The sequence below is a fragment of the Actinosynnema sp. NPDC049800 genome (assembly GCF_040656635.1).
In the GTDB taxonomy this organism is placed as follows: Bacteria; Actinomycetota; Actinomycetes; order Mycobacteriales; family Pseudonocardiaceae; genus Actinosynnema.
Genome location: NZ_JBFAMT010000003.1, coordinates 323037 through 346451, shown reverse-complemented (window position 1 = coordinate 346451; position 23415 = coordinate 323037). Strand labels below are relative to the sequence as shown.

Below are 23415 nucleotides of genomic sequence, written 5' to 3'. Positions count from 1 at the left end.
AAATCGCGGACTTCGGTCACGCGGATGGCGGTCAGCGGTGCGAAAAGGACCGGCGGTAATCCTTCGGCGCCACTCCCACCACGGACGTGAAGTGGTGGCGCAGCAGCGCCGCCGTGCCGAAGCCCGAGCGGTGGGCCACGTCCTCCACGGTCAGGCGCGTCTCCTCCAGGAGCTGGCGGGCGCGCAGCACCCGCTGGGTGGTGAGCCAGCGGTGCGGTGTCGTGCCGGTCTCGGCGGCGAAGCGGCGGGCGAACGTGCGTTCGGACATGTTGGCCCGCTCCGCCAGGCTCGTGACGGTGTGCTCCTGGTCGAGCTGGTCCTGGAGCCAGGCGAGGAGCGGCTGGAGGCTGTCGGCCTGGTGGGGCGTCGGCAGTTCGACGAACTGGCGCTGCCCGCCGTCGCGTTGCGGGGCGACGACCATGCGGCGCGCGATGACCGCCGTGGCGGCCGCGCCGAACTCGCGGCGGACCACGTGCAGGCTCGCGTCGATGCCCGCGGCCGTGCCCGCGCTGGAGACGATGTCGCCGTCGTCCACGAACAGCACGTCCGGGTCGACCTCGGCGAGGGGGAAGCGCTCGGCCAGCGTGGCGGCGTGGCGCCAGTGGGTGGTGCAGCGGCGGCCGTCGAGCAGGCCCGCCGCGCCGAGGACGAACGCGCCGCTGCACACCGACAGCAGCGTGGCGCCGCGCCGGTGGGCGTCGCGGAGGGCTTCCAGGAGGCGGGGCGGGTACTCGTCGCGGACCTGCGCGGCGGCCACGGCGACCAGGTCGGCATCCGCCAGCGCGTCGAGGCCGTGGTCGGCGATCAGGGACGCGCCGACCTCCGTGCGGATCGGTTCGCCCGGGCGTTCGCCGCAGACCCGGAAGTCGATCAGCGGGACGCCGTCGTCGGTGCGGTCGACGCCGAAGACCTCGCAGAGCACGCCGAACTCGAACGGGGTGGCGCCGTCGATGAGGACGGCCGCAACGGTGCGCAGCATGCCGTCACAGTACTTGGCAGGATTTTGACGCACAACGGCAAGACTGCCAGTTGTGGCAGTTTCTTGCGCATCGCACAGTTAGTGCCATGACTTCGATCCTCTTCGCCCTCGCCGTCGTCGCACTGGTCGTCTACGGCCTGGAGCGCAACCACCGGCGTCAACTCGGCCTCGGCTCCCGCCTGGCGGGCAGCACGGACACCGACGACCGCGACGTGCCGCGCGTGGCGGCCGACCTGCGCACCATCGCCGCGCACTCGACCGCGAACCGCCCCGCCGTGCGCCGGCGCACGGTCGCGCCGGTGCGTTCGACCCGCCCGGTCCGCTCGGCCTGAACCGCTAGACGACCAGGTCGGCGGTCCGGGGGCCGGTCGGCTCCACCCGCAGCCCGGCCCGGCCCGCGAGCTTGACCAAGCCCTTGAGGTCGGCCGGTTCGGAGCGCGACTTGACGATCGCCTGCGCGAGCCGGCCCTTGTGCGCCTTGTTGAAGTGGCTGACCGCGTTGCGCCGCCCGTTGTCGTCCTCGGTGACCACCCGGATCACCGCGGCGGCCGGGATGCGGGCCAGCGAGGTGTACGGACTCGACCGCAGGTCGACGACGAACTCGTCGACCGCGGCCAGCACCGGTTCGAGCGCGGGGCGCCACAACCCGCCGAGCGGACCGACGGACGGCGGCACGCTGCCACCCGACAACCGGTAGGCGGGGATGGGATCGCCACCGCCGACCACGCCGAACAGCGCCGAGGCCACCGACAGGCGCGCGAACGCCCGTGACTTCTCGGTCTTCGTCAACGCGTCCAGGCCGAGCGCGTCGTACAGCACCCCGGTGTACCGGGCCAGCGCGGGCAGGGTGGGTGAGCGGCGCAGCTGGGCGTTGCGCTCCACCTCGCCGGCCTGGCGTTCGGAGAGCCCGAGCACGGCGAGGCTGGCGGGGACGTCGGCGGCGAGCTCGACCAGCGCGTCGACGAGCTTCCCGCGAACCGGCGTGAGTTCCGGGTGCGAGAGCAGGTCGAGGTCGAGCGGCGCACCGGAGCCACCAGGGGCCTTGGTCTCCGACGGGGGGAGCAGTACCAACACGAGGGACCAGCCTATGCGCCCCCACCAGCCACTCCCTCCGCCGCACCCTCCCGCCACACCAGCTCCGCCACCGGCCTCCAGATCCCCGCCGCCGGCTCCCCGCCGCACTCGCCCCCGCCTGCCCCCCGCGCGCCTACCCCCCGGCCGGTCGCCCGCCGCACCTGCCCTCGCCGGCCACCCTCCGCTGGTCGCCTGTCGCCTCTCCGCCTGCCGCCGCCCTCCAGCCGCTGCCCGCGTGCCCCACCTCCTGGGCTGCTTGCCGCCGCCTGCCCTCCGCCCCCGGTTGCCCCCCGTCACCTGCCCCCGGTTACTCGCCCCGGTCAGCCGGACTGGCCGACGCAGAACTGGTTGCCGTCCGGATCGGCCAGGACGGTCCAGGTCAGGCCCGGGACGGTGTGCTCGCTGATCTCCGTCGCGCCCAACCCGACCAGCCGGGCCACCTCACCCGCGCGATCCTCGACGTGGGCGTCGAGGTGCACCCGGTTCTTGCCCGGCGTCGGGTCGTCGACGCGTTGCAGCCCCAGCTGCGGCCCGCCCTCGCCGCCCACCGCCGCCAGGACCAGGAACTCGCCCCAGTCGTGCTGGATCGAGGTGCCGAGCGCCTTGGTCCAGAAGTCCGCCAGCCGCTGCGGGTCCGTCGTGTCGATGGTGATCATGCCGATGGTGAGCGTCATGGCCCGGCACGCTAGCGACGACCACCGACAATCCCGCCCCGGACGCCCGCCGCCCCCGCCCCCCGGCCTAACCCGTTGGAACTGATCAGAGCACGTTCACTACCCTTTCCCGGACAACCCGCCCACGAGGAGCACCCACCGTGATCACGAGGATGTCGTCGCTGTTCCTGCGCACCCTGCGCGAGGACCCGGCCGACGCCGAAGTACCCAGCCACAAGCTGCTGGTCCGCGCCGGCTACGTGCGCCGCGTCGCGCCGGGCGGTTACTCGTGGCTGCCGCTGGGGCTGCGGGTGCTGCGGAACATCGAGCAGGTCGTGCGCGAGGAGATGGACGCCTTCGGCGCGCAGGAGATCCAGTTCCCCGCGCTGCTGCCGAAGGAGCCCTACGAGGCGACGAACCGGTGGACCGAGTACGGGCCCAACCTCTTCCGCCTCAAGGACCGCAAGGGCGCCGACTACCTGCTCGGCCCCACCCACGAGGAGCTGTTCGCGCTCACCGTGAAGGGCGAGTACTCCTCGTACAAGGACTACCCGGTCACGCTCTACCAGATCCAGACCAAGTACCGGGACGAGGCGCGTCCCCGCGCGGGCATCCTGCGCGGCCGCGAGTTCCTGATGAAGGACTCCTACTCCTTCGACCTCGCCGACGAAGGGCTGGCCGAGTCCTACCAGCGGCACCGCGAGGCCTACATCCGCATCTTCGACCGGCTCGGCCTGGAGTACGTGATCGTCTCGGCCACGTCGGGCGCGATGGGCGGCTCGGCGTCGGAGGAGTTCCTGGCGGTCGCGCCGACCGGCGAGGACACCTTCGTCCGCAGCACGGAGTCGGACTACGCGGCGAACGTGGAAGCCGTCGTCACGCCCGCGCCCCCCGAGCAGGACCCGGCGGCGCACCCCGCGGCGCAGGTGCACCACACGCCGAACACGCCCACCATCAAGACGCTGGTCGACTTCCTCAACGCCAACACCGACCGCACCTTCACCGCCGCGGACACCCTGAAGAACGTCCTGGTGAAGACGCGCGCGCCCGGCGAGTCGGACTGGTCGCTGCTGGCCATCGGCCTGCCCGGCGACCGCGAGGTCGACCTCAAGCGCCTGGAGGCGGCGATCGAGCCCGCCGAGGTGGCGATGCTGGAGGACGCGGACTTCGCCCGCAACTCCTTCCTGGTCAAGGGCTACATCGGCCCGGCCGCGATCCAGGACAACGGCGTGAAGTACCTGGCCGACCCGCGCGTGGTGCGCGGCACGGCGTGGGTGACCGGCGCGGACAAGGCCGACCACCACGTGGTCGACCTGGTCGTCGGCCGCGACTTCACCCCCGACGGCACGATCGACGTGGCCGAGGTCCGGGAGGGCGACGCGTCGCCGGACGGCAAGGGCCTGCTGGTCGCCGCGCGCGGCATCGAGATCGGGCACATCTTCCAGCTGGGCCGCAAGTACGCGGACGCGTTCTCGCTGGACGCGCTCGGCCCGGACAGCAAGCCCATCCGGATCACCATGGGCTCCTACGGCATCGGCGTGTCCCGCCTGGTCGCCGTGATCGCCGAGCAGAGCCACGACGACCGCGGCCTCATCTGGCCGCGCAACGTCGCGCCCGCCGACGTGCACGTGGTCGTCGCCGGCAAGGACGAGACGCTGCTCGCGGGCGGCGAGAAGCTGGCGGGCGAGCTGTCCGCGGCGGGCTTGGCGGTGCTGCTGGACGACCGCAAGGCGAGCCCGGGCGTGAAGTTCGCCGACGCCGAGCTGATCGGCGTGCCGACGATCCTGGTGGTCGGCCGCGGCCTGGCGAACGGCCTGGTCGAGGTCAAGGACCGCCGCACGGGCGAGCGCGTGGAGGTGCCGGTCGACGACGCGGTCCAGCACCTGCTGAACGCCGTCAAGGGCTAGTTCCCGCGAGGTCGCGTTGTTCGCGTCCTGATCTCCCGCGATCACGATCGTCGATCGTCGGGGGATCAGGGCGTGGACGACCGACTTTCAGGCGACTGAGCCGCCGTCTGCGGAGCAGCGGCCGTTCAACACCGCGGCCAGCACGGCCGCCGTGTCGGACAGGTCCTCCAGCACGACGTGCGCGCCGGCCTCCCGCAGTTCCGCCACGTCGCTGCGACCCGTCGCCACGCCGATGGCGACGGCGCCGTGGTGCAGCGCGGCGTCCACGTCGTGCGGCGTGTCGCCGATGACCACGGGCCGGAACTCGCGGGTGTGCTTGGCCGTGGCCAGCCGCACCGCCTCCAGCACCAGCGCGGGCCGGTGCTCGGACACCGAGCCGTAGCCGCCGATCTCGAAGTCCAGGTGCTCGTCGAGCCCGAACGCGGCCAGCTTGTACCGGGCGATCTCCACGAGGTTCCCGGTGACCAGCGACTGCACGACGTCCTCCTGCGCCCCCAACGCCTTCAGCGCGGCCAAGGCGCCCGGGAGCGCGTGCCCCCGGGTCGGCAGCAGGTCGCGTTCCCGCGTGGCCACGTCGATCAGCTCGGCGTGCAGCCGGGCCACCAGCTCCTCGGTCGGCTCCAGGTCGTGCGCCGTCAGCAGCTCGCGCGTGATGGCGCGCTCGGTGCGGCCGGGGAAGCTGGGCACGTGCACGAGGTCCAGGCCCGACGTCGCGCGCAACGCGGTGCGGTACCAGTCGTGCCCGAGGCCCCTGGCGTCGATCAACGTCAGGTCGATGTCCCACAGCACCAACGTGTTCACGACTGCCGCACGCTTTCCAGGATGCGCTTCACGTCGTCGTCCGAGGGACCTTCGGCCACGTGCGGCCCGCCCTCGGCGACGTTGAGCACGAACACCGCCACCTCGGACCCGTTGCTCATGGCCACCGCGCTGACCGTGGCCTTGGGCGCGTAGCAGGCGCTGGCGGACTGGGGCGTCACCTCGACGCTGAGCCGGACCACCCCGTCGTCACCGGACTCGACGCGCGGCTCGCCGATCTCGGGCGGCGCGTTGTTCACCGTGTACCCGCCGGCGGCGATCCGGTTCACCAGCTCGGCGGCGACCTGCTCCGGGTCGTCGTGCACGACCGAACCGGCCATCGCCTGCGCCTGGATCATGCTCCGGCCCTGGCACTGGAACGGCCGCGACACGTACGTCGTGCTCAGCTTGACCCGCCCGGACGAGCCGGCGCCGCTGGACTCCCAGGACGGCGGCAGCTCGTAGGACAGGCCGGCCTTCTCGTCCTCCACCGCCTGCCAGTCCGGCTCGGGCGCGGCCGACGTGGTCGACGTCGAGGTGGGCCGCGCCGCCTGGCCGTCGCCGGAGTTCAGCAGCACGATCGCGGTGACGCCGCCGCCGACGACGAGCAGCGCGACCACGCCCAGCGCGATCCACAGCGGCGCGCGGCTGGGCCGCTTCGGCGGTTGCTGCTGGTAGAAGCCCAGTCCGGAGTAGCTCACCGGCTCAGCGGCTTCACGGAGTCGACCATGCCCTGCAACTCGGCCTCGGCCAGCGGCTTCGGCTCCGCCGGGCCGCCTTCGAGGTCGCCGTTCGCCATGAACACGTGGAAGCCCTTGTCCCCCTTGAGGACCAGGACCTTGACCATGCCCTTGGTGGCCAGGCACTCGTCGCCGGACGTGGTGGCGGTGGCGTCGACCTGCACGCCCTCGATGTCGCCCAGCGAGCTCGTCAGCTTCACCGGCTTCGGCTCGCCGAGCTTGACCTCGGACTTCGGCGCGGACTTGTAGTACTGCGTGGCGAGCTTCTCGGCGAAGTCCTTGGCCACCGCGGTGAGGTCGGTCTGCGGCACCACGACACCGCCCGCGCCGCCGCGGGTGAAGTCCTTGCCGCCGCAGTCGTACGCGCCGTTGACGGTGAGGCCGGTCAGCTTCACGTCCGGCATCGCCTCGACCGGCGCGCTGCCCTGCGCGGGCGACCAGCCCTTGGGCACGTCGTAGCTGTACGACAGGGCGGTCACCGGCAGGCAGTTCCAGCCCTGCTTGACGGGCTCGCAGGTGGCGTTCGGCGGGGTCGACGGCGTCGTCTTCGCCGTGGTGGTCGTGGTCGTCGACGTGCTGCTCGTCGTGGTGTTCTGCGCGACCGGCGGCGTGGCGTCCGGCCTGGTCAGCACGTACGCGGTCACGCCGCCGCCGACCAGCACGACGACGACCGCGCCGATCACCAGCCACAGCTTGGCCTTGCTCTTCTTCTCGGGCGGGGGCTCCTCGCCGCCCGAGAAGACGCCGAGACCGCCGTACGAACCGCCGTAGTTCTGCGGGAAGACCTGCTGCGGGTAGCCCTGGTCCTGCCGGCCCCAATCGCCCTGGTTGGGCTGGCCGCCCCAGCCGGACTGCCCGTCACCTGGGTAAGTCACGGCCCAAACCGTACCCGGTGCCGCTCGCGCCCCGGACCGCTCCGATCAATTCAGCGCGCGTTGACTTCCGTGGGCGGTCGGTCGTAGCCTCTAATTCAACACTTGATGAACTACCTAGGAGGGCACCATGGCCGCACTGCACGACCGGCCGCCGTCGGTCATCGCGGTGGCCACCGCCGTCGCGGGCGCGTTGATCGCGCTCGTGCTGGGCCTGCTGACGTTCGGCGTCCAAGCGACGGTCCACCCCGACGCGGTGCCGCTCGCGGTCGCCGTGGGCGCCGACGCGCCACCGCAGCTGCGCGGCGTCGCCGAGAAGGTGGGCGGCAGCGACGTGGCGGAAGTCTCGTGGCGGGTGACCACTCCCGACGACGCGCGGGAGCTGCTCTCCCGCCAAGAGGTCTACGGGGTGCTCGAGCTGGCGCCCGGCGGCGCGACCGTGCTGCTGTCCGGCGCGGTGAACCCGTCCGGCACGCAGGTCGCCCAGCAGGTGCTCGGCGGCGTCGTCCAAGGGGCCGGGATGGAGGCGAAGGTCGTCACGCTCGACCCGGCGTCCGCCGCCGGTCGCACGGCGCCGCTGGCCGCCAGCGCGCTGCTGTGGATCACCGGCCTGATCGCCGCGGCGGCGTTCACGGTGGTGGTCCGCAAGCCGACCCTGATCGGCCGGCTCACGGGCGTCGCCGCCACGACCGTGCTCGGCGTCGCGGTGGTCGCGGGCCTGTTCGCCCTGTGGGACTCGTCCCTGCCCCTCACCGCCACCGTGCTCGGCTACCTCGCCCTGGTCGGTGCGGCGTTCGCGCTGGTCCAGGGCGCGCTGCTGAGGCTGCTCGGCATCCGGGCGATGGCCCTGCTCGGCCCGCTGTACCTGATCGCGCCCGCCGTCGCGGGCCAGGTGCCGGAGCTGATCGACCCCGTCTACCGGACCCTGCTCTGGTCCTGGACGCCGTTCCGCTTCTCCACGGAGGGCGTGCGCGCCCTGCTCCACGGTGGGTCGCTGGACACCGCCCAGGTCTGGGTGTTCGTGGGACTTGCCGTCGCGGGTCTGGCCGTCCTGCTGCTACCCGGCCAGGAAGCTCAGCCGGACCTTGCGGACGGGGTTGTCGACGTTGGTGTCGACGAGGCAGACCGACTGCCAGGTGCCGAGCGCCAGCACACCGCCTAGCACCGGGATCGTCGCGTAGGGCGGCACGAGCGCGGGGAGCACGTGGTCACGGCCGTGACCGGGCGACCCGTGCCGGTGCCGCCACCGCCCGTCGGCGGGCAGCAGCTCGCGCAACGCGGCCAGCAGGTCGTCGTCGCTGCCCGCGCCGGTCTCCAGCACCGCCAGTCCCGCGGTCGCGTGCGGCACCCAGACGTGCAGCAGGCCGTCGCCGTCCACGCCGGCCAGGAAGTCCTCGCAGGCGCGGGTCAGATCGTGGACGACCTCGGCCGAGCCGGTGCGGATCTCGATCTCTTCGCTGCGCATGCCTCCAGAGCTTAAATCGCGGTGCGCCACCGCCGCCCGATCAGGCACGATGCCGTACGTGATCCACACCGCGATCGTCACCGGGGCCAACCAGGGCATCGGGGCGGCCACCGCCAAGGCGCTCGCCGCCCGGGGCGTCAACGTCCTCATCTCGTTCCTGCGCTTCGCGCCCGCGCCGGACCCGAGCCTGCCGCGCGAGTACTTCACCGCCCGCGAGTCGGACGCGGCCGACGTGGTCGCCGCCATCACCGAGGCGGGCGGCAAGGCGCACGCTCTGGAGATCGACCTCACCGACCCGCTGGCGCCCGGCACGCTCTTCGATACCGCGGAGAAGCTCTTCGGGCCGGTCGACATCCTGGTCAACAACGCCTCCAGCTGGGTGCAGGACACGTTCCTGGCCGTCGAGACCGACCAGTTCGGCCGCGTCCTGCAGGCCGTCACGCCCCAGACGTTCGACGCGCAGTTCGCCGTGGACGCCCGCGCCGGTGCGCTCCTGATCGCCGAGTTCGCCCGCCGGCACATCGCCCGCGGCGGCAACTGGGGCCGCATCGTCGGCCTGACCTCCGGCGGCCCGCTCGGCTTCCCGAGCGAGGTGTCCTACGGCGCGGCGAAGGCGGCGCTGGACAACTACGCCATGTCCGCGGCGGCCGAGCTGTGGCCGCACGGCATCACGTCCAACGTCGTCAAACCGGGCGTCACCGACACCGGTTGGGTCAACGACGCGGTGCGCGCCGCGCACGACGTCTCCCAGCCCGAGGACGTGGCCGACGTGGTCGCGTTCCTCTGCTCGGACGCCGCCTCGAAGGTGACGAAGAACGTCATCACCCTGCACTGATTCCACCCGACCGACTATTACCCGCTGGTAACATAGTCGCCGTGAAGGCATCCCGACTGCGCCGCGGCATGAACCTGTGGCCACCGTTCCTGTTCGCCGGCATCCGCGTGGTCGAGCTGTCCGACGACTACCGCCACGCCAAGGTCCGGATGCGGCTGCACTGGTGGAACCGCAACTACGTGGGCACGCACTTCGGCGGCTCGCTGTTCTCGATGACCGACCCGTTCTGGATGCTGCTCGTGCTGCACCACCTCGGCCGCGAGCACCTGGTGTGGGACCGGGCGGGCGAGATCGAGTTCGTCAAGCCCGGCCGCGGCACCGTCCACGCCGAGTTCCACCTGACCGACGAGCACCTCGACGAGCTGCGCTCCCGGGCCGCTTCGGACAGCAAGGCCCTGCTGTGGTTCTCCACCGACGTCGTGGACTCCGCCGGCGAGGTCGTCGCCCGCACCCGCAAGCAGGTCTACGCCCGCCGCAAGAACCGCAATTCGGTGGACGACGGGATCGCCGAGACCGTGTGATCACCCCATGCGCTCAGCCTTCGGCACGACCTTCGACGTCCCCCTCGGCTACCTGAACACCGCGAGCATCGGCGTCCCTCCCACACCCGCGGCCACGGCCGTCGCGGACGCCGTGCGCCGGTGGTCGGCCGGCGCGGACGGGCCGGGCGCGGTCGACGAGCACGTGACGACGGCGCGCGAGGCGTTCGGCCGGCTCGTCGGCGTGCCGTCCGACCGCGTCGCCGCGGGCGCGTCGGGCTCCCAGCTCGTCTCCCTCGTCGCCGCCGGACTGCCCGCCGACGCCTCGGTCCTCGTCGCCCGCGGCGAGTTCACCAGCCTGACGTTCCCCTTCGCCGCCCGCGGCCTGCGGGTCACCGAAGTCGAACTGGACGAGATCGTCGCCCACGCGGGCGCGCACGACCTCGTCGCGGTCAGCGTCGTGCAGTCCGCCGACGGTCGCGTCGTCGACCTGGACGGCCTGCGCGCGACCGGCGTGCCGGTCCTGCTGGACGCCTCCCAGGCGATCGGCTGGCTACCGCTCGACCTGGGCTGGGCCGACTGGGTCGTCGCCGTGGGCTACAAGTTCCTCATGGCGCCACGGGGCTGCGCCTGGCTGGCGTGCTCTCCCTCGGCCCTGGAGCGCACGGTGCCCGTGGCGGCCAACTGGTACGCCGGCGACGACCCGTGGAGCACGGTCTACGGCCTCCCGCTCCGCCTGGCCCCCGACGCCCGCCGCCTCGACCTCTCCCCGGTCCTGCTGTCCCAGTTCGGCGCCGCCGTCTCCCTCCCCCACCTCGCCTCGCTGGACCTCGGGGCGGTCCGCGACCACAACGTGGGCCTGGCCGACGCCCTGCTCACCGGCCTCGACTTGCCTCCCCGCGGAACCGCGATCGTCTCCCTCGACCTCCCCGACGCCGCCGACCGGCTCGCGGCGGCCGGCGTGCGGTCCAGCATCCGAGCCGGCCGCGTCCGCCTGGCCTTCCACCTCTACAACACCGCCGAGGATGTCGATCAGGTGCTCACGGCGCTCAGCTGACCCGCTTCCGTTACCGTGGGTCTTTGTGTCGGTTCCTCCCGAATCACCCGAAGAGGTGACGCAGCGGATCCCGCCCGTCCGACCGTCGGACACCGCCCCGCTGTGGCGGTCGGAGATCGGGCAGCTGGACTCGCTGCTGAGCTCGCCTCCGCCCCCGCCACGCCGCGGGCCCGCCGCTCCCACGGCGCACCCGCGCCGCGGGATGGTGCTCAAGGGCCTCGGCCTGCTCGGCGTGGCGGTGGTGTCCGGCCTGGTGTGGCTGGTCGTGATGCCGAAGAACACTCCCACCGGCACCCCCACCACCACGTCCGCGCCGTCGGGGGAGTTCTCCTTCGCCGCGTCGCCCGACGTCCCCGAGCCGCTGAAGGACAGCGACTGCGCGTCGCACGCGTACGGGCAGACCAAGACGTTCCTGACCAACACGCCGTGCCAACAACTCACGCGCGGTCTGTACACGACGACCACCCCTGACGGGGTGAAGGTCTACACGTCCGTGTCAATCGTGCGGATGAAGACACCCGAGGACGCCGCCAAACTGAAGGACCTGACCACCCGCGACGGCACCGGCAACGTCAACGACCTGGTCAAAGACGGCGCCGTCCGCGTGCCGAACCTGACCACCCTGGCCAACGGCGGCTTCGCCGCCCGCCTGCAAGACCGCGACGTGATCATCATCGAATCGGACTCGGTCAAACACGGCCCCGACGAGACCGCGCACAACCAGCTGATGAAGCGGATCAGCAACGACGCCTTCCGCCTCGCCGCCGACCTGAACGCCTAACCAACCCCCACACCTCGGCCCACCAGGCCCCTCACCGCCCGCGCCGCCCCCGGCCCGCACCCCGCGCCACCACACCACCCGCTCGGCCCGCACCCCCCTCACCGCCCGCACCCCTGCTCGGCCCGCACCGCCTGCTCGGCCCGCACCCCCCACTCGGCCCGCACCGCCCACTCGGCCCGCACCACCTCACCGCCCGCACCACCGCACCGCCCGCACCCACCGCACCCACCGCACCGCGCACACCCCAACCAGGGGCCACGTCACGCTCGCCCTCCCCCAAACGAAGGGCTTCGTGTCATCCCGCCGACCTGGCTCCGCCCTACCGCGCGTGTCAAGGGGGGCGCTGTCCGACCTATACCTCGGCGTTCACTGATGTCGCCCCCCTTGATACGTGTGGTAGCCCGTAGGGAGGTCGGTGGGATGACACGAAACCCGACCCACAACGGACCCGGCGCGTACCCACCCACCGGTCGTCATCCTGCTGATCTGCCCGTCCGGCGAGGACTCTTTTGATCTTCGAGGCTCCTACATCTCGCCGACCATCAACCAACCTCAACCAACCCCCGCACCAGGAAACGCGATCGACGTCGGCGTAACCCCTGCCACCTTCCTCCACCGCGTCGCCCGCACCGCCGACACCGTCAACGCGTCCAACGCCGACGTCCGCAGCGCCGCGTCATCAGTCCGCTCCAACACCCCGCGCCAAGCCACGCACGCATCCGTCTCCACCGTGATCAACGCCGCGATCGCCGACGCCGCGCTGTCCACCGGCTGAGGCGGCAGGTAGGCCGCTGCCGGAGGCCTGGGCGTCGCGCCCGCATCGCGCAACCACCGCTCCGTCACATCCCGCCGCGCCCGGTGGGCGTTCGCCCCGTCCGCCACCGCCGCCGACTGCTGCGGCACCGAGATGAACGCGCTGACCAGCCCGTACGTCCACACCGCCGCGTGCTCCGCCGCCAACGCGTCCTGCACCGCGTCCACGCTCACGACAAACCCCCACCACTCACGACAGCGCCCCCACCACTCACGACAGCGCCCGTGCCACTCACGACAGCGCCTCCACCAGGCTCGCGCACCCGGCCGCCACCGAGGCGACCAACCCCACCCGGTGCGTCTCCACCTTCGCCACCAACTCAGCCGCCTGCTTCTGCGCCGCCTGCAACGCCGGCGCCAACGCCTCCCGCGTCGCCCCCGCCTGCGGCGCCACCGAAGGCAACGTCGTCGGCACCACCGACGACCCCGGCACCCGCGGCGTCGCCCGGTCGACCTCAGCCTGCAACCGCGTCGCGTGCTCGGTCCGCGCCGCGGCCGTCTCGGGCGCTCCGACCGCCGTGGCGAGCGCGGCGTCCGACAGCGCCGCCTTCACCAGCTCCGCCAGCGGGTCCGGTGGCGGCGGAGGGGGAGGGGGTGTGGTGCACGCAACCGCCAACGGCGCCGTCGCCGTCGCCAGCAGCACCGCGCGCCTGCTGAACGCCGTTCTTCCGATCACGTGTTCCGATCCTGCCAGAGCCGCACCGCACCAACCCGGCCGCACCAACCCCACCGCACCTCCCACCCCAACCCATCCACCCACCCATCCATCCGCCCACCCACCCCCACCGACCCCACCCACCCCCACCGACCCCACCCACCCCCACCGACCCCACCCACCCCACGTGCCGCCTTCGCCCGTGGCACGTGGGAGCCCGCCGAACGAGATAGTCTGGGCGACCACGGCCGGCGAAGTGCAGCGTCGGCCGGGGTTGCCGTGCCCTCTGCACTCGAACAGAACCTGGAGTCACCACATGTCCAGCCCGCCGCGCGGAGAACTCGCCGCGCAGCTAACACCCGTCGTGCGGGAGGCGGTCGAGGCGATCGGCTTCGACCTCGAACTGCTCGACGTGAACCAGGCTGGGCGTCGCAGGCTGGTCAAGGTGGTCGTGGACGGCGACGACGGGATCGGGTTGGACGAGGTGGCGCAGGCCAGCCGCGCCGTCTCCGCCGCCCTCGACGCCAACGAGCACCTGATCGCCGGGCCGTACACGCTCGAGGTCACCTCGCCCGGCGCGGACCGCCCGCTCACCAAGCCTCGCCACTGGAAGCGCAACCGGCTGCGCCTGGTGAAGGTCAAGCCGCAGGCCCCTGCCAAGGAACCGGACCCGGTCGAGTTCTTCGGCCGGGTCGGCGATGCCGACGACACCGGCGTCGTGCTGCTGGTCAAGGGCGAGCTGCGCCGCGTCGAGTACCGGACGATCGAGCGCGCCGTCGTCGAAGTCGAGTTCAAGCAGCCGCCGGTCGACGAGCTCGCGCTCCTCGAAGGCAAGCACCTGAAGGAGGAGTCGGAGTGAACGTCGACATCGCCGCTCTCAGGGCGATCGAACGGGACAAGGACATCCCCTTCGACACCGTTCTCGAAGCCATCGAGACGGCCCTGCTGACCGCCTACAAGCACACCGAGGGCCACCACGCCCACTCCCGCGTCGAGATCGACCGCAAGAGCGGCGCGGTGCGCGTGCTCGCCCAGGAGCTCAACCCGGACGGCACCGTGGCCGAGGAGTGGGACGACACCCCCGAGGGTTTCGGCCGCATCGCCGCCACCACCGCCCGCCAGGTCATCCTCCAGCGCCTGCGCGACGCCGAGCACGAGCGCACGTTCGGCGAGTTCTCCGCCAAGGAGGGCGAGATCATCGCCGGCGTCGTGCAGCGCGACGCCCGCGCCAACGCCCGCGGCATGGTCGTGGTCCAGGTCGGCGACACCGAGGGCGTGCTGCCGCCCGCCGAGCAGGTGCCCGGCGAGTCCTACGAGCACGGCTCGCGCCTCAAGTGCTACGTCGTCGGCGTGTCCCGCGGCTCGCGAGGCCCCCAGATCACCCTTTCGCGCACGCACCCGAACCTGGTGCGCAGGCTGTTCGCGCTCGAGGTCCCGGAGATCGCCGACGGCACCGTGGAGATCCCCGCGGTGGCACGTGAGGCAGGTCACCGTTCGAAGATCGCGGTCCGCACGACCGTCCCCGGCGTCAACGCCAAGGGCGCGTGCATCGGGCCGATGGGCGCCCGCGTGCGCAACGTCATGAGCGAGCTGGCCGGTGAGAAGATCGACATCATCGACCACTCCGACGACCCGGCCACGTTCGTCGGGAATGCCTTGTCACCGGCGAAGGTTGTCTCCGTCAAGGTGCTCGACGAGCGCGCCAAGACGGCACGGGTCGTGGTCCCGGACTTCCAGCTCTCCCTCGCCATCGGCAAGGAGGGGCAGAACGCCCGGTTGGCCGCCAGGCTCACCGGCTGGCGCATCGACATCCGCAGTGATGCGGAGGCCGGCGGGGCCGCTCCGGCGGGCGCATCGGCATCCGGTTCGGCTGAATAGGCAACAGGGGATAGACTTCTCAGTGGTTCAACGTCGGGGATCGGATCTCGCGCACATCGGCCCGGTTCGTACGTGCATCGGATGCCGCTCTCGGACGTTGCCCTCCGAGCTGCTGCGCGTGGTGGTCGTGGACGGGGCTGTGGTCCCGGACACACGTCGACGGTTGCCCGGTAGGGGAGCATGGCTGCACCCCGATCCGGACTGCCTCCGCAACGCCGAGAAGCGACGGGCGTTCCCCCGGGCCTTCAGGGTCCAGGGTCCGCTCGACGTGGAACGCGTGCGCGGTCATCTCGAGCAGTGTGGGCAGGAGGTCGCGGGATCGCCCCGTGACCAGCAGGAAGCAAGGAAGCAGGTCGACCCGTCATGAGTCAGCCGTGAAGCTGAAGACATGAACGCGCGACGTTAAGACGAGGTCGACGGGACTTGCCCGCCGGCCTCCCTCACAGAGGAGTGCAGTGGCAGGTAAGGCCCGCGTGCACGAGCTCGCCAAAGAGCTCGGAGTCACGAGTAAAGAACTACTCACCAAGCTCGCCGACCAGGGCGAGTACGTGAAGTCCGCGTCCAGCACCGTCGAGGCCCCCGTGGCCCGGCGGCTCCGTGACGCCTACGCCAAGGGCGAGTCCAAGCCCAAGCCCGCAGGCGCCCGCCCGGCGCCGCCGAAGCCCGCGCCGACGAGCGCGGCCTCGGGCGAGACCAAGAGCGAGGCCCCGCGCCCGCCGGCGACCGCCGGCAAGCCGGGTCCCCGCCCGGTGCCCGGTCCCAAGCCGATGGCGCCCAAGCCGGTGGCCAAGCCCGCCGCTCCGGCGCCCGCGGCTCCGGCTCCCGCCGCGCAGCCCGAGGCCCCGGCCCCGGCGGCGGCCGCGGCTCCGACGCCCGTCCAGGCGCCCAAGCAGCAGCCGACCGCGGCACCCGCGCCGCAGCCGCAGCAGCGGCCCCAGCAGGCGCCCCAGCAGGCGCCGCGGACCAGTGGCCCCGGCCCTCGTCCCGGCCCCCGCGCACCGCAGCAGCAGCCCGCGGCGGCGCAGAACCCCCCGTCCGTGGTCCCGCCGCGCCCGCAGGCCCCCAAGCCCGCCGGCCCGCGGCCCCCGCGTCCGGGCAACAACCCGTTCGGCGTGGGCGGTGGCGCTCCGGCGCCGCGTCCGCAGGCGCCCCGCCCGGCCGCGCCGGGTGGCGGCGAGCGGCCGTCCGGCCCCAAGCCCGGTGACTCACGTCCGGCAGGCCCCCGTCCGGGTGGCTCCGGTGGCGGTCCCGGCGGTCCCCGGCCCAACCCCGGCAACATGCCGCCCCGGCCGAACCCGGGCATGATGCCCGGTCGTCCCGCGCCCCGCCCCGGTGGCGGTGGTGGCGGCGGTCGTGGCCCCGGCGGTCCCGGTGGCGGTGGCGGCGGTGGCCGCGGTCCTGGTGGCGGCGGCGGTCGTCCCGGTGGTGGCGGTGGCGCCGGTGGCGGCTTCCGCCCCGGTGGCGGCGGCGGTGGCGCCGGTGGCGGCTTCCGTCCCGGTGGCGGCGGTGGCGGCGGCGGTGGCTTCCGCCCCGGTGGCGGTGGCGGCGGTGGCGGTGGCGCACCGGCCGGTGGTGGCGGCGGTTTCCGCGGTCGTCCCGGTGGTGGCGGTCCCGGTGGTCGCGGCGGCGCCGCGGGTGCCTTCGGCCGTCCCGGTGGTCCGGCGCGTCGTGGCCGCAAGTCGAAGCGGCAGAAGCGCCAGGAGTACATGGACAACATGCAGGCGCCTTCGGTCGGTGGCGTCCGCCTGCCCAAGGGCAGCGGCGAGACGATCCGCCTGCCGCGTGGCGCCTCGCTGACCGACTTCGCCGACAAGATCAACGCCAACCCGGCCTCGCTGGTGCAGGTGCTGTTCCACCTCGGCGAGATGGTCACCGCGACGCAGTCCGTCTCCGACGAGATCCTGGAGCTGCTCGGCTCCGAGATGAACTACAACGTGCAGGTCGTGTCCCCCGAGGAGGAGGACCGCGAGCTGCTGGAGACGTTCGACATCACCTACGGCGACGACGCCGGCGGCGAGGAGGACCTCCAGATCCGCCCGCCGGTCGTCACCGTCATGGGTCACGTCGACCACGGCAAGACGCGCCTGTTGGACACCATCCGCACGGCGAAGGTGGCCGAGGGCGAGGCGGGTGGCATCACCCAGCACATCGGCGCCTACCAGGTGAACACGGAGCTCGAGGGCAACGAGCGCCTGATCACGTTCATCGACACCCCGGGTCACGAGGCGTTCACCGCCATGCGTGCGCGTGGTGCGAACTCGACCGACATCGCGGTCATCGTGGTGGCGGCCGACGACGGCGTGATGCCGCAGACGGTGGAGGCGATCAACCACGCCCAGGCGGCCAACGCGCCGATCGTGGTCGCGGTGAACAAGATCGACAAGGAGGGGGCCAACCCCGCCAAGATCCGCCAGCAGCTCACCGAGTACGGGCTGGTCGCCGAGGAGTACGGCGGCGAGACCATGTTCGTCGACATCTCGGCGAAGCAGGGCATCAACATCGACGGCCTGCTGGAAGCGATCCTGCTGACCGCCGACGCCTCGCTCGACCTGCGGGCCAACCCGGAGATGGAGGCGCAGGGCGTCGCCATCGAGGCGCACCTGGACCGCGGTCGCGGCCCGGTGGCCACGGTGCTGGTCCAGCGCGGTTCGCTCCGCGTGGGTGACTCGATCGTGGCGGGCGCCGCCTACGGTCGCGTGCGCCGCATGGTCGACGAGCACGGCGCGGACGTCACGGTGGCGACGCCGTCGCGTCCGGTGCAGGTCATCGGCCTCACCTCGGTGCCCGGCGCGGGCGACACGTTCCTCGTGGTCGAGGAGGACCGGGTGGCCCGGCAGATCGCCGAGCGCCGCCAGGCCCGCAACCGCAACGCGATGAACGCCGCGAAGCGCAAGCGCGTCAGCCTGGAGGACCTGGACGCCGCGCTGAAGGAGACGAGCGCCCTCACCTTGATCATCAAGGGCGACAACTCGGGTACCGTCGAGGCCCTCGAGGACGCGCTGATGAAGATCGAGGTCGGCGACGACGTCGAGCTGCGGGTCATCCACCGCGGCGTCGGTGGCATCACCGAAGGCGACATCAACCTCGCCGTCGCGGGTAGCGCCATCGTCCTGGGCTTCAACGTCCGGGCCGAGGGCAAGGCCACCGAGCTCGCCAACCGCGAGGGCGTGGACGTCCGCTACTACACGGTGATCTACCAGGCGATCGACGAGATCGAGCAGGCCCTGAAGGGCATGCTCAAGCCGGAGTACGAAGAGGTCCAGCTGGGCCGCGCGGAGGTCCGCGAGGTCTTCAAGTCCTCCAAGGTCGGCACGATCGCGGGTTGCCTCGTGATGTCGGGCGAGATCCGGCGCAACGCCCGGGCCCGCCTGCTGCGCGACAACAACGTCGTGCAGGAGAACCTGCCGATCAGCTCGCTGCGCCGGTTCAAGGACGACGCGACCGAGGTCCGCGAGGGCTTCGAGTGCGGTCTGACGCTCGGCAACTACAGCGACCTGAAGGTCGGCGACATCATCGAGACGTTCGAGATGCGCGAGAAGCCGCGCGCCTGATCGTCTTCAGCCAGGTGCGGGGCCGTCGTAGCCGGCGGCCCCGCACCTCTGGACACCCTTGGTGATCATCTGTGTTCGTCGGTGCCCTTGAGTTGGACGTGCTGCTCGGCGACGTGCACTCGTTGAAGCAGAAGCGGTCCGTGGTCAAGCCCATCGTGGCCGAGCTGCGCCGCAGGTTCGAGGTGTCGGTCGCCGAGGCGGGCCACCTGGACCTGCACCGCCGGGCCCTGATCGGAGTGGCGGCCGTCGCCGCCGACGCCGAGCATGTGAGGGACCTGATGGCCGCGTGCGAGCGGCTGGTGGCCGGACGGCCCGAACTGGAACTTCTCTCCGCCCGCCACAGGTTGGTCGGGCCGGAGGACGACTAGCAAGCGTCGCCGAGCAGGCGACGAATCGCAACGACAGGAGGGGAGCGCCGTGGCCGACCAGGCACGGGCTCGCAAGCTGGCCAAGCGGATCTCGCAGATCGTGGCTTCCGCGCTGGAGCACGAGGTGAAGGACCCCCGGCTGGCTCGCGTCACCATCACGGACACGAGGGTGACCGGCGACCTGCACGACGCGACGATCTACTACACCGTGCTCGGCGAGAAGCTCGACTCCGAGCCGGACCTCGCGGGCGCCGCCGCCGCGCTGGAGAAGGCCAAGGGCGTGCTGCGCACCATGGTCGGCCAGCAGACCGGTGTCCGGTTCACGCCGACCCTGTCGTTCGTCACCGACAACGTGCCCGCCGAGGCGCGTCGGATGGACGAACTGCTGGCCAAGGCGCGGGAGCTGGACGCCGAGGTGGCGCGCATCGCGCACGGCGCGGAGCCGGCGGGCGAGCCGGACCCGTACAAGCCTCCGCGCGAGGCCGAGGACGCCGACTAGCGTTCTCGCCGTGCACAACGATCCGAGCTTGAACGACCCGAGCGCGTCTCCCGACCCGAGCGCGTCCGATGGTGTCCGCGCGTCCGATGGCGCCCGGGTGTCCGACGGCCTCCGCGCGACCGGCGACTTGAGCGCGGAACTCGCGGAGGCCGCTCGCGTCCTGTCCACCGCCACCGACGTGACGCTGCTGGCGCACGTGAACCCCGACGCGGACGCGTTGGGCAGCGCGTTGGCGCTGGGGCTGGCCCTGCACCGCCGGGGCGCGGTGGTCCGGGTGTCGTTCGGCGCGCCGGCCGAGGTGCCGGAGACGTTGCGGGACCTGGACGTGGCGGGGCTGCTGGTGCCCGCGTCCGCGGTGCCCGCCGCGCCGCCGGTGCTGGTCGCGTTGGACACGGGCAGTGTCGGGCGGCTTGGTCCGTTGGCCGATCGGGTGTCCACCGCCGGTGTGGTGGTCGTGGTGGACCACCACGTGTCGAACCCGGGGTTCGGGCACGTGAACGTGGTGGACGACCGGGCCGAGGCGACCGCGCTCGTGGTGCTGCGGCTGCTGGACGTGCTGGGCGTCGAGCTGGACGAGCCGGTGGCGCGGTGCGTGTACGCGGGTCTGGTGACGGACACGCGGTCGTTCCGGCACGCGTCGGCGACGACGCACGAGGTGGCCGCCCGGCTGCTCGCGGCCGGGGTGGACGCCGAGGCCGTGGCCCGGCCGTTGATGGACTCTCACCCGTTCGGGTACCTGGGCATGTTGGCGAAGGTGCTGAGCCGGGCGCGCCTGGAGCGTGACGCGGCGGGTGGGCTGGGGTTCGTGCACGCCGTCGTGACGCTGGAGGACGCCGCCGGGCTGCGGCCCGAGGAGGTCGAGAGCGTGGTCGACCTCGTGCGCACCACGGCCGAGGCCGAGGTGGCGGCGGTGCTCAAGGAACTGCGGCCGTCGTCGTGGTCGGTGTCGTTGCGCGCGGTGAGCCGGGTGGACGTGCGCGAGGTCGCGCAGCTGCTCGGCGGCGGTGGCCACCGGCTGGCCGCGGGCTTCACCGCCGCCGGCGAGGCCGACGAGGTGCTGGCGAGCCTGCGTGCCGCCCTGGAGACCGTGACCGCGCCGTCCTGAGCGTTCGACTCGGGTGTTCCGGGCGTAGGACACGCGCGTTCCGGACGTAGGACACGCGGGTGAGTCCTGCGCCCGGGACGGATTCGTCGTGCATTGAGGGGATCAGGTGGAGGAGCGGGTTCCGGCGCGCAGGGTGGTCGGGTTGGCCGCGCCCGCGCTGGTGGTGTTGGCGGCCGAGCCGCTGTACGTGCTGGTGGACACGGCGGTCGTGGGGCACCTCGGCGCGCTGCCGCTGGCGGGCCTCGCGGTCGGCGGCGTGCTGTTCACGCAGGTCGCGACCCAGTTGACGTTCCTCTCCTACGGCACGACGGCGCGCACGGCACGGCTGTTCGGCGCGGGCCGGCGGCGCGAGGCGGTCGAGGAGGGCGTGCAGGCGACGTGGCTGGCGCTGGCCGTGGGCGCGCTGGTGATCGTGCTCGGTCAGGTGCTGGCCGGTCCCGCCGCACGGCTGCTCGGCGGTGGCGGCGAGGTGGCCGACAACGCCGTCGCGTGGCTGCGGATCGCGTTGTTCGGCGCGCCGTTCGTGCTGGTCACGATGGCCGGCAACGGTTGGATGCGCGGTGTGCAGGACACCCGGCGCCCGCTGCGGTACGTGCTCGTCGGCAACGCCGTCTCGGCCGTGCTGTGCCCGGTCCTGGTGCACGGCGCGCACTGGGGCCTGGAGGGCTCCGCGATCGCGAACGTGATCGCCCAGGTGCTCTCCGCCGGGCTGTTCTTCAAGGCGCTGCGCTCGGAACGGGTGAGCCTGCGGCCCGACCGGCACCGCATGCGGGCCCAGCTGGGCCTGGGCCGGGACCTCGTCCTGCGCAGCCTCGCGTTCCAGGCGTGCTTCCTGTCCGCCGCGGCGGTGGCCGCGCGCACGTCGGTCGGCGCGGTCGGGGCGCACCAGGTCGTGCTGCAGCTGTGGACGTTCCTCGCGCTCGTGCTGGACTCGTTGGCGATCGCCGCGCAGTCGATCATCGGCGCGGCGCTCGGCGCGGAACGCCGTGAGCAGGCGCGCCGGTTCGCCTGGCAGGTGACCGGGTACGGGCTGTGGTTCGGCGTGCTGCTCGGCGTCCTGTTCGCGGCGCTGGCCGGCCCGCTGCCGATGGTGTTCACCAGCGACCGGGCCGTGCTGGACGAGATCCCGCACGCCTGGTGGTTCTTCGTGGGCCTGCAGCCGATCGCCGGCGTGGTGTTCGCGCTGGACGGCGTGCTGCTCGGCGCGGGCGACGCGGCGTTCCTGCGCACCGCGACGCTGGCCTCGGCGGCACTCGGCTTCCTGCCGCTGGTGTGGGCGTCGCACGCGTTCGGCTGGGGGCTGATCGGGATCTGGAGCGGCCTGTCGGCGTTCATGGTGCTGCGGCTCGTGCTGGTCCTCATGCGCACCAGATCGGGGAAGTGGGCGCGCGTCGGCACCGTGTGGTGACGCGGTGACCAGGCGTGATGTGGTGTTCGGCACCCTCCGGAATCGTTAACAGTAGGCAACTGTTTCCCGATACTGCGAGTGCTGCCGCACGGAAGCCTAGGAGACACCCCTTGCCGGTCGATCGTGCCACCAAACGAGCGTGGCTGATCTGGTCAACCGCCGTCCTCGTCTACATCGCCGCCCTGTTCCACCGGACCTCGCTCGGCGTCGCCGGCCTGGAGGCGAGCGACCGCTTCGCCGTCGGACCCGCCGCGCTCGGCACGTTCACCGTGCTGCAGATCGGCCTCTACGCGCTGATGCAGATCCCCACCGGCCTGCTGGTGGACCGCTTCGGCCCGCGCCGCGTGCTCACCGCCGCGGCCCTGCTCATGGGCGTGGGCCAGACCCTGTTCGCGCTCGCCGAGTCCTACCCGCTCGGCCTGGCCGCACGCGCGGTGCTCGGCGTCGGCGACGCCATGACGTGGGTCAGCGTGCTGCGCCTGGCCGCCGCCCACTTCCCGCCCCGCCGGTTCACCGTGGTCATGACGCTGTCCGCCGCGCTGGGCGGCGCGGGCAACCTGCTGGCCACCGTGCCGCTGACCTTGCTGCTGGACAACGCGGGCTGGACGGTGACGTTCCTGGTCGCGGGCCTGGCCACGGCGGCGTACGCGGCGGTGGTCGCGTGGCGCGTGCGCGAGGTGCCCGACGGCGTCCCGCAGCCCGTGGTCGAGCCGGTGCCGTTGCGCGCGGTGGGCGCGAAGGTGAAGGAGGCGTGGCGCGAGCCGAGCACCCGCCTCGGGTTCTGGGTGCACTTCACGTCGATGTCCGCGCCCGCCGTGCTGGGCCTGCTGTGGGGTTTCCCGTACCTGGTCGAGGCGCAGGGCCTGTCGCGGCCGTCGGCGTCGGCGGTGCTGAGCACGCTGGTGCTGGTGGCGATCGTGACCGGGCCGGTGATGGGCACGGTGATCGGCAACCGGCCGGAGTGGCGGATGCCGATCGTCGGCGCCTACCTCGCCGTGGCGGTGCTGTCCTGGGCCGTGCTGCTCGGCTGGCCGGGCGGTGTGCTGCCGACGCCCGCGCTGTACGCGGTGTTCGCGGTGCTGGCGCTGGGCAACCCGGCGTCCGGCGTGGCGTTCGCGCTGGTGCGCGACTACAACCCGCTGCACCGGGTGAGCACGGCGACCGGCGTGGCCAACGTCGGCGGGTTCGCCGCGATCACGTTCACCGCCCTGGCCGTCGGCGTGCTGCTGGACGTGGTCGAGCCCGTGCTCTCGGCGCCGCAGGCGTACCGGGTCGCGTTCTCGTCCGTGGTGGCGGTGTTGCTGGCGGGCCTGTGGCGCACGGTGGTGTGGTGGCGCCGGGCGCGCGCCGCGGTGTTCGCCGCCGAGGACCGCGGCGAGTCCGTGCCGGTGCAGTTGCGCCGCCGCCGGTGGGACGTGGCGACCGGCGCGGCCGGCAAGCGCGCTTTGGTCGACGCCTAGGATCCTCGTCCGTGTCCGCATCTTCTCGTGTTCGTCCC

At 72.6% G+C, this 23415-nt stretch carries 25 protein-coding genes; 16 read left to right on the top strand and 9 right to left on the bottom strand.

Annotated elements, in window-relative coordinates; all coding sequences use genetic code 11:
- Positions 1–31: 31 nt before the first annotated feature.
- Entirely contained in the window at positions 32–979 is a 948-nt protein-coding gene (locus AB0I91_RS06930) for a helix-turn-helix domain-containing protein (protein ID WP_498780677.1), read from the bottom strand.
- A gap of 86 nt (positions 980–1065) precedes the next feature.
- Here AB0I91_RS06930 and AB0I91_RS06925 point away from each other — a divergent pair, with 86 nt between their 5' ends.
- Positions 1066–1311, top strand: coding sequence for a hypothetical protein (locus tag AB0I91_RS06925; protein ID WP_498780679.1), 246 nt, complete (start codon positions 1066–1068; stop codon positions 1309–1311).
- Positions 1312–1315: 4 nt separating this feature from the next.
- Here AB0I91_RS06925 and yaaA read toward each other — a convergent pair whose 3' ends face one another.
- Together yaaA and AB0I91_RS06915 are read right to left on the bottom strand one after the other, a co-directional pair.
- Positions 1316–2053 carry a peroxide stress protein YaaA gene (yaaA, locus tag AB0I91_RS06920; protein WP_498780681.1) on the bottom strand — a complete coding sequence of 246 codons (738 nt, stop codon included), beginning with the start codon at positions 2051–2053 and terminating at the stop codon, positions 1316–1318.
- Between the two features lie 320 nt (positions 2054–2373).
- Positions 2374–2727, bottom strand: a complete 354-nt coding sequence (locus AB0I91_RS06915) for a VOC family protein (protein ID WP_498780683.1) — start codon at positions 2725–2727, stop codon at positions 2374–2376.
- A gap of 140 nt (positions 2728–2867) precedes the next feature.
- Here AB0I91_RS06915 and AB0I91_RS06910 point away from each other — a divergent pair, with 140 nt between their 5' ends.
- Positions 2868–4613 carry a proline--tRNA ligase gene (locus tag AB0I91_RS06910; RefSeq protein WP_498780685.1) on the top strand — a complete coding sequence of 582 codons (1746 nt, stop codon included), beginning with the start codon at positions 2868–2870 and terminating at the stop codon, positions 4611–4613.
- Positions 4614–4700: 87 nt separating this feature from the next.
- Here AB0I91_RS06910 and AB0I91_RS06905 read toward each other — a convergent pair whose 3' ends face one another.
- The 3 genes from AB0I91_RS06905 to AB0I91_RS06895 are packed head-to-tail and all read right to left on the bottom strand — an operon-like array spanning position 4701 to position 7026.
- Positions 4701–5414, bottom strand: a complete 714-nt coding sequence (locus AB0I91_RS06905) for an HAD family hydrolase (protein WP_498780687.1) — start codon at positions 5412–5414, stop codon at positions 4701–4703.
- A complete protein-coding gene (locus tag AB0I91_RS06900) occupies positions 5411–6112 on the bottom strand; it encodes a DUF8017 domain-containing protein (RefSeq protein WP_499635656.1) in 702 nt (233 codons plus the stop codon). The genes AB0I91_RS06905 and AB0I91_RS06900 overlap by 4 nt, the downstream gene beginning before the upstream one ends.
- Positions 6109–7026, bottom strand: coding sequence for a DUF8017 domain-containing protein (locus AB0I91_RS06895; protein WP_498780691.1), 918 nt, complete (start codon positions 7024–7026; stop codon positions 6109–6111). The genes AB0I91_RS06900 and AB0I91_RS06895 overlap by 4 nt, the downstream gene beginning before the upstream one ends.
- 127 nt (positions 7027–7153) lie before the next feature.
- Between AB0I91_RS06895 and AB0I91_RS06890 the strand changes: the two genes are divergently transcribed.
- On the top strand, positions 7154–8185 hold the full coding sequence (locus tag AB0I91_RS06890; protein WP_499635653.1) for a YhgE/Pip domain-containing protein: 1032 nt from the start codon (positions 7154–7156) through the stop codon (positions 8183–8185).
- On the opposite strand, the gene AB0I91_RS06885 is transcribed toward AB0I91_RS06890, so the two are convergent.
- On the bottom strand, positions 8081–8488 hold the full coding sequence (locus tag AB0I91_RS06885; RefSeq protein ID WP_498780695.1) for a YjbQ family protein: 408 nt from the start codon (positions 8486–8488) through the stop codon (positions 8081–8083). The two genes, AB0I91_RS06890 and AB0I91_RS06885, sit on opposite strands and share 105 nt — an antisense overlap.
- Before the next feature lie 58 nt (positions 8489–8546).
- Here AB0I91_RS06885 and AB0I91_RS06880 point away from each other — a divergent pair, with 58 nt between their 5' ends.
- Genes AB0I91_RS06880 through AB0I91_RS06865 form a run of 4 tightly spaced genes read left to right on the top strand, consistent with a single transcriptional unit; the run spans position 8547 to position 11640 of the window.
- The gene (locus AB0I91_RS06880) at positions 8547–9323 is read left to right on the top strand and encodes an SDR family oxidoreductase (protein WP_499635650.1); all 777 of its coding nucleotides are present in this window, start codon (positions 8547–8549) and stop codon (positions 9321–9323) included.
- A 41-nt stretch (positions 9324–9364) separates the two neighbouring features.
- Positions 9365–9844 (top strand): DUF4442 domain-containing protein, encoded by a 480-nt coding sequence (locus tag AB0I91_RS06875; protein ID WP_499635647.1) that lies wholly within the window; start codon positions 9365–9367, stop codon positions 9842–9844.
- A 7-nt stretch (positions 9845–9851) separates the two neighbouring features.
- A complete protein-coding gene (locus AB0I91_RS06870; RefSeq protein WP_498780701.1) occupies positions 9852–10859 on the top strand; it encodes an aminotransferase class V-fold PLP-dependent enzyme in 1008 nt (335 codons plus the stop codon).
- 25 nt (positions 10860–10884) lie between these two features.
- Positions 10885–11640, top strand: coding sequence for a hypothetical protein (locus tag AB0I91_RS06865; RefSeq protein ID WP_499613402.1), 756 nt, complete (start codon positions 10885–10887; stop codon positions 11638–11640).
- Between the two features lie 552 nt (positions 11641–12192).
- On the opposite strand, the gene AB0I91_RS06860 is transcribed toward AB0I91_RS06865, so the two are convergent.
- Together AB0I91_RS06860 and AB0I91_RS06855 are read right to left on the bottom strand one after the other, a co-directional pair.
- Positions 12193–12627 carry a ferritin-like domain-containing protein gene (locus tag AB0I91_RS06860; protein WP_230570292.1) on the bottom strand — a complete coding sequence of 145 codons (435 nt, stop codon included), beginning with the start codon at positions 12625–12627 and terminating at the stop codon, positions 12193–12195.
- Positions 12628–12685: 58 nt separating this feature from the next.
- Complete coding sequence (locus tag AB0I91_RS06855) at positions 12686–13129, bottom strand: hypothetical protein (RefSeq protein WP_499613404.1); 444 nt, start codon at positions 13127–13129, stop codon at positions 12686–12688.
- A gap of 295 nt (positions 13130–13424) precedes the next feature.
- Between AB0I91_RS06855 and rimP the strand changes: the two genes are divergently transcribed.
- From rimP to AB0I91_RS06810, 9 genes are all read left to right on the top strand, one after another.
- Entirely contained in the window at positions 13425–13967 is a 543-nt protein-coding gene (gene rimP, locus AB0I91_RS06850) for a ribosome maturation factor RimP (protein ID WP_498780710.1), read from the top strand.
- The gene (nusA, locus tag AB0I91_RS06845; protein ID WP_498780712.1) at positions 13964–14986 is read left to right on the top strand and encodes a transcription termination factor NusA; all 1023 of its coding nucleotides are present in this window, start codon (positions 13964–13966) and stop codon (positions 14984–14986) included. Before rimP ends, nusA begins: the two co-directional genes overlap by 4 nt.
- Positions 14928–15353, top strand: coding sequence for a YlxR family protein (locus tag AB0I91_RS06840; RefSeq protein ID WP_498780714.1), 426 nt, complete (start codon positions 14928–14930; stop codon positions 15351–15353). Before nusA ends, AB0I91_RS06840 begins: the two co-directional genes overlap by 59 nt.
- Before the next feature lie 88 nt (positions 15354–15441).
- On the top strand, positions 15442–18537 hold the full coding sequence (infB, locus tag AB0I91_RS06835; RefSeq protein WP_499635644.1) for a translation initiation factor IF-2: 3096 nt from the start codon (positions 15442–15444) through the stop codon (positions 18535–18537).
- Between the two features lie 71 nt (positions 18538–18608).
- Entirely contained in the window at positions 18609–18905 is a 297-nt protein-coding gene (locus AB0I91_RS06830; protein ID WP_498780717.1) for a DUF503 domain-containing protein, read from the top strand.
- Positions 18906–18954: 49 nt separating this feature from the next.
- Entirely contained in the window at positions 18955–19404 is a 450-nt protein-coding gene (gene rbfA / locus AB0I91_RS06825; RefSeq protein WP_123746043.1) for a 30S ribosome-binding factor RbfA, read from the top strand.
- A 127-nt stretch (positions 19405–19531) separates the two neighbouring features.
- Entirely contained in the window at positions 19532–20509 is a 978-nt protein-coding gene (locus tag AB0I91_RS06820; RefSeq protein WP_498780764.1) for a DHH family phosphoesterase, read from the top strand.
- A 106-nt stretch (positions 20510–20615) separates the two neighbouring features.
- Complete coding sequence (locus AB0I91_RS06815; RefSeq protein ID WP_499635641.1) at positions 20616–21917, top strand: MATE family efflux transporter; 1302 nt, start codon at positions 20616–20618, stop codon at positions 21915–21917.
- A 110-nt stretch (positions 21918–22027) separates the two neighbouring features.
- Entirely contained in the window at positions 22028–23377 is a 1350-nt protein-coding gene (locus AB0I91_RS06810) for an MFS transporter (RefSeq protein WP_498780721.1), read from the top strand.
- The last annotated feature ends 38 nt before the right edge of the window (positions 23378–23415 follow it).

Bases quoted from the DNA above. Each gene is read 5' to 3' on its own strand.
- AB0I91_RS06925 (WP_498780679.1), top strand. From the start codon at position 1,066: ATGACTTCGATCCTCTTCGCCCTCGCCGTCGTCGCACTGGTCGTCTAC.
- AB0I91_RS06870 (WP_498780701.1), top strand. From the start codon at position 9,852: ATGCGCTCAGCCTTCGGCACGACCTTCGACGTCCCCCTCGGCTACCTG.
- AB0I91_RS06885 (WP_498780695.1), bottom strand. From the start codon at position 8,488: ATGCGCAGCGAAGAGATCGAGATCCGCACCGGCTCGGCCGAGGTCGTC.
- rimP (WP_498780710.1), top strand. From the start codon at position 13,425: ATGTCCAGCCCGCCGCGCGGAGAACTCGCCGCGCAGCTAACACCCGTC.
- AB0I91_RS06840 (WP_498780714.1), top strand. From the start codon at position 14,928: ATGCGGAGGCCGGCGGGGCCGCTCCGGCGGGCGCATCGGCATCCGGTT.
- AB0I91_RS06930 (WP_498780677.1), bottom strand. From the start codon at position 979: ATGCTGCGCACCGTTGCGGCCGTCCTCATCGACGGCGCCACCCCGTTC.
- AB0I91_RS06915 (WP_498780683.1), bottom strand. From the start codon at position 2,727: ATGACGCTCACCATCGGCATGATCACCATCGACACGACGGACCCGCAG.
- AB0I91_RS06890 (WP_499635653.1), top strand. From the start codon at position 7,154: ATGGCCGCACTGCACGACCGGCCGCCGTCGGTCATCGCGGTGGCCACC.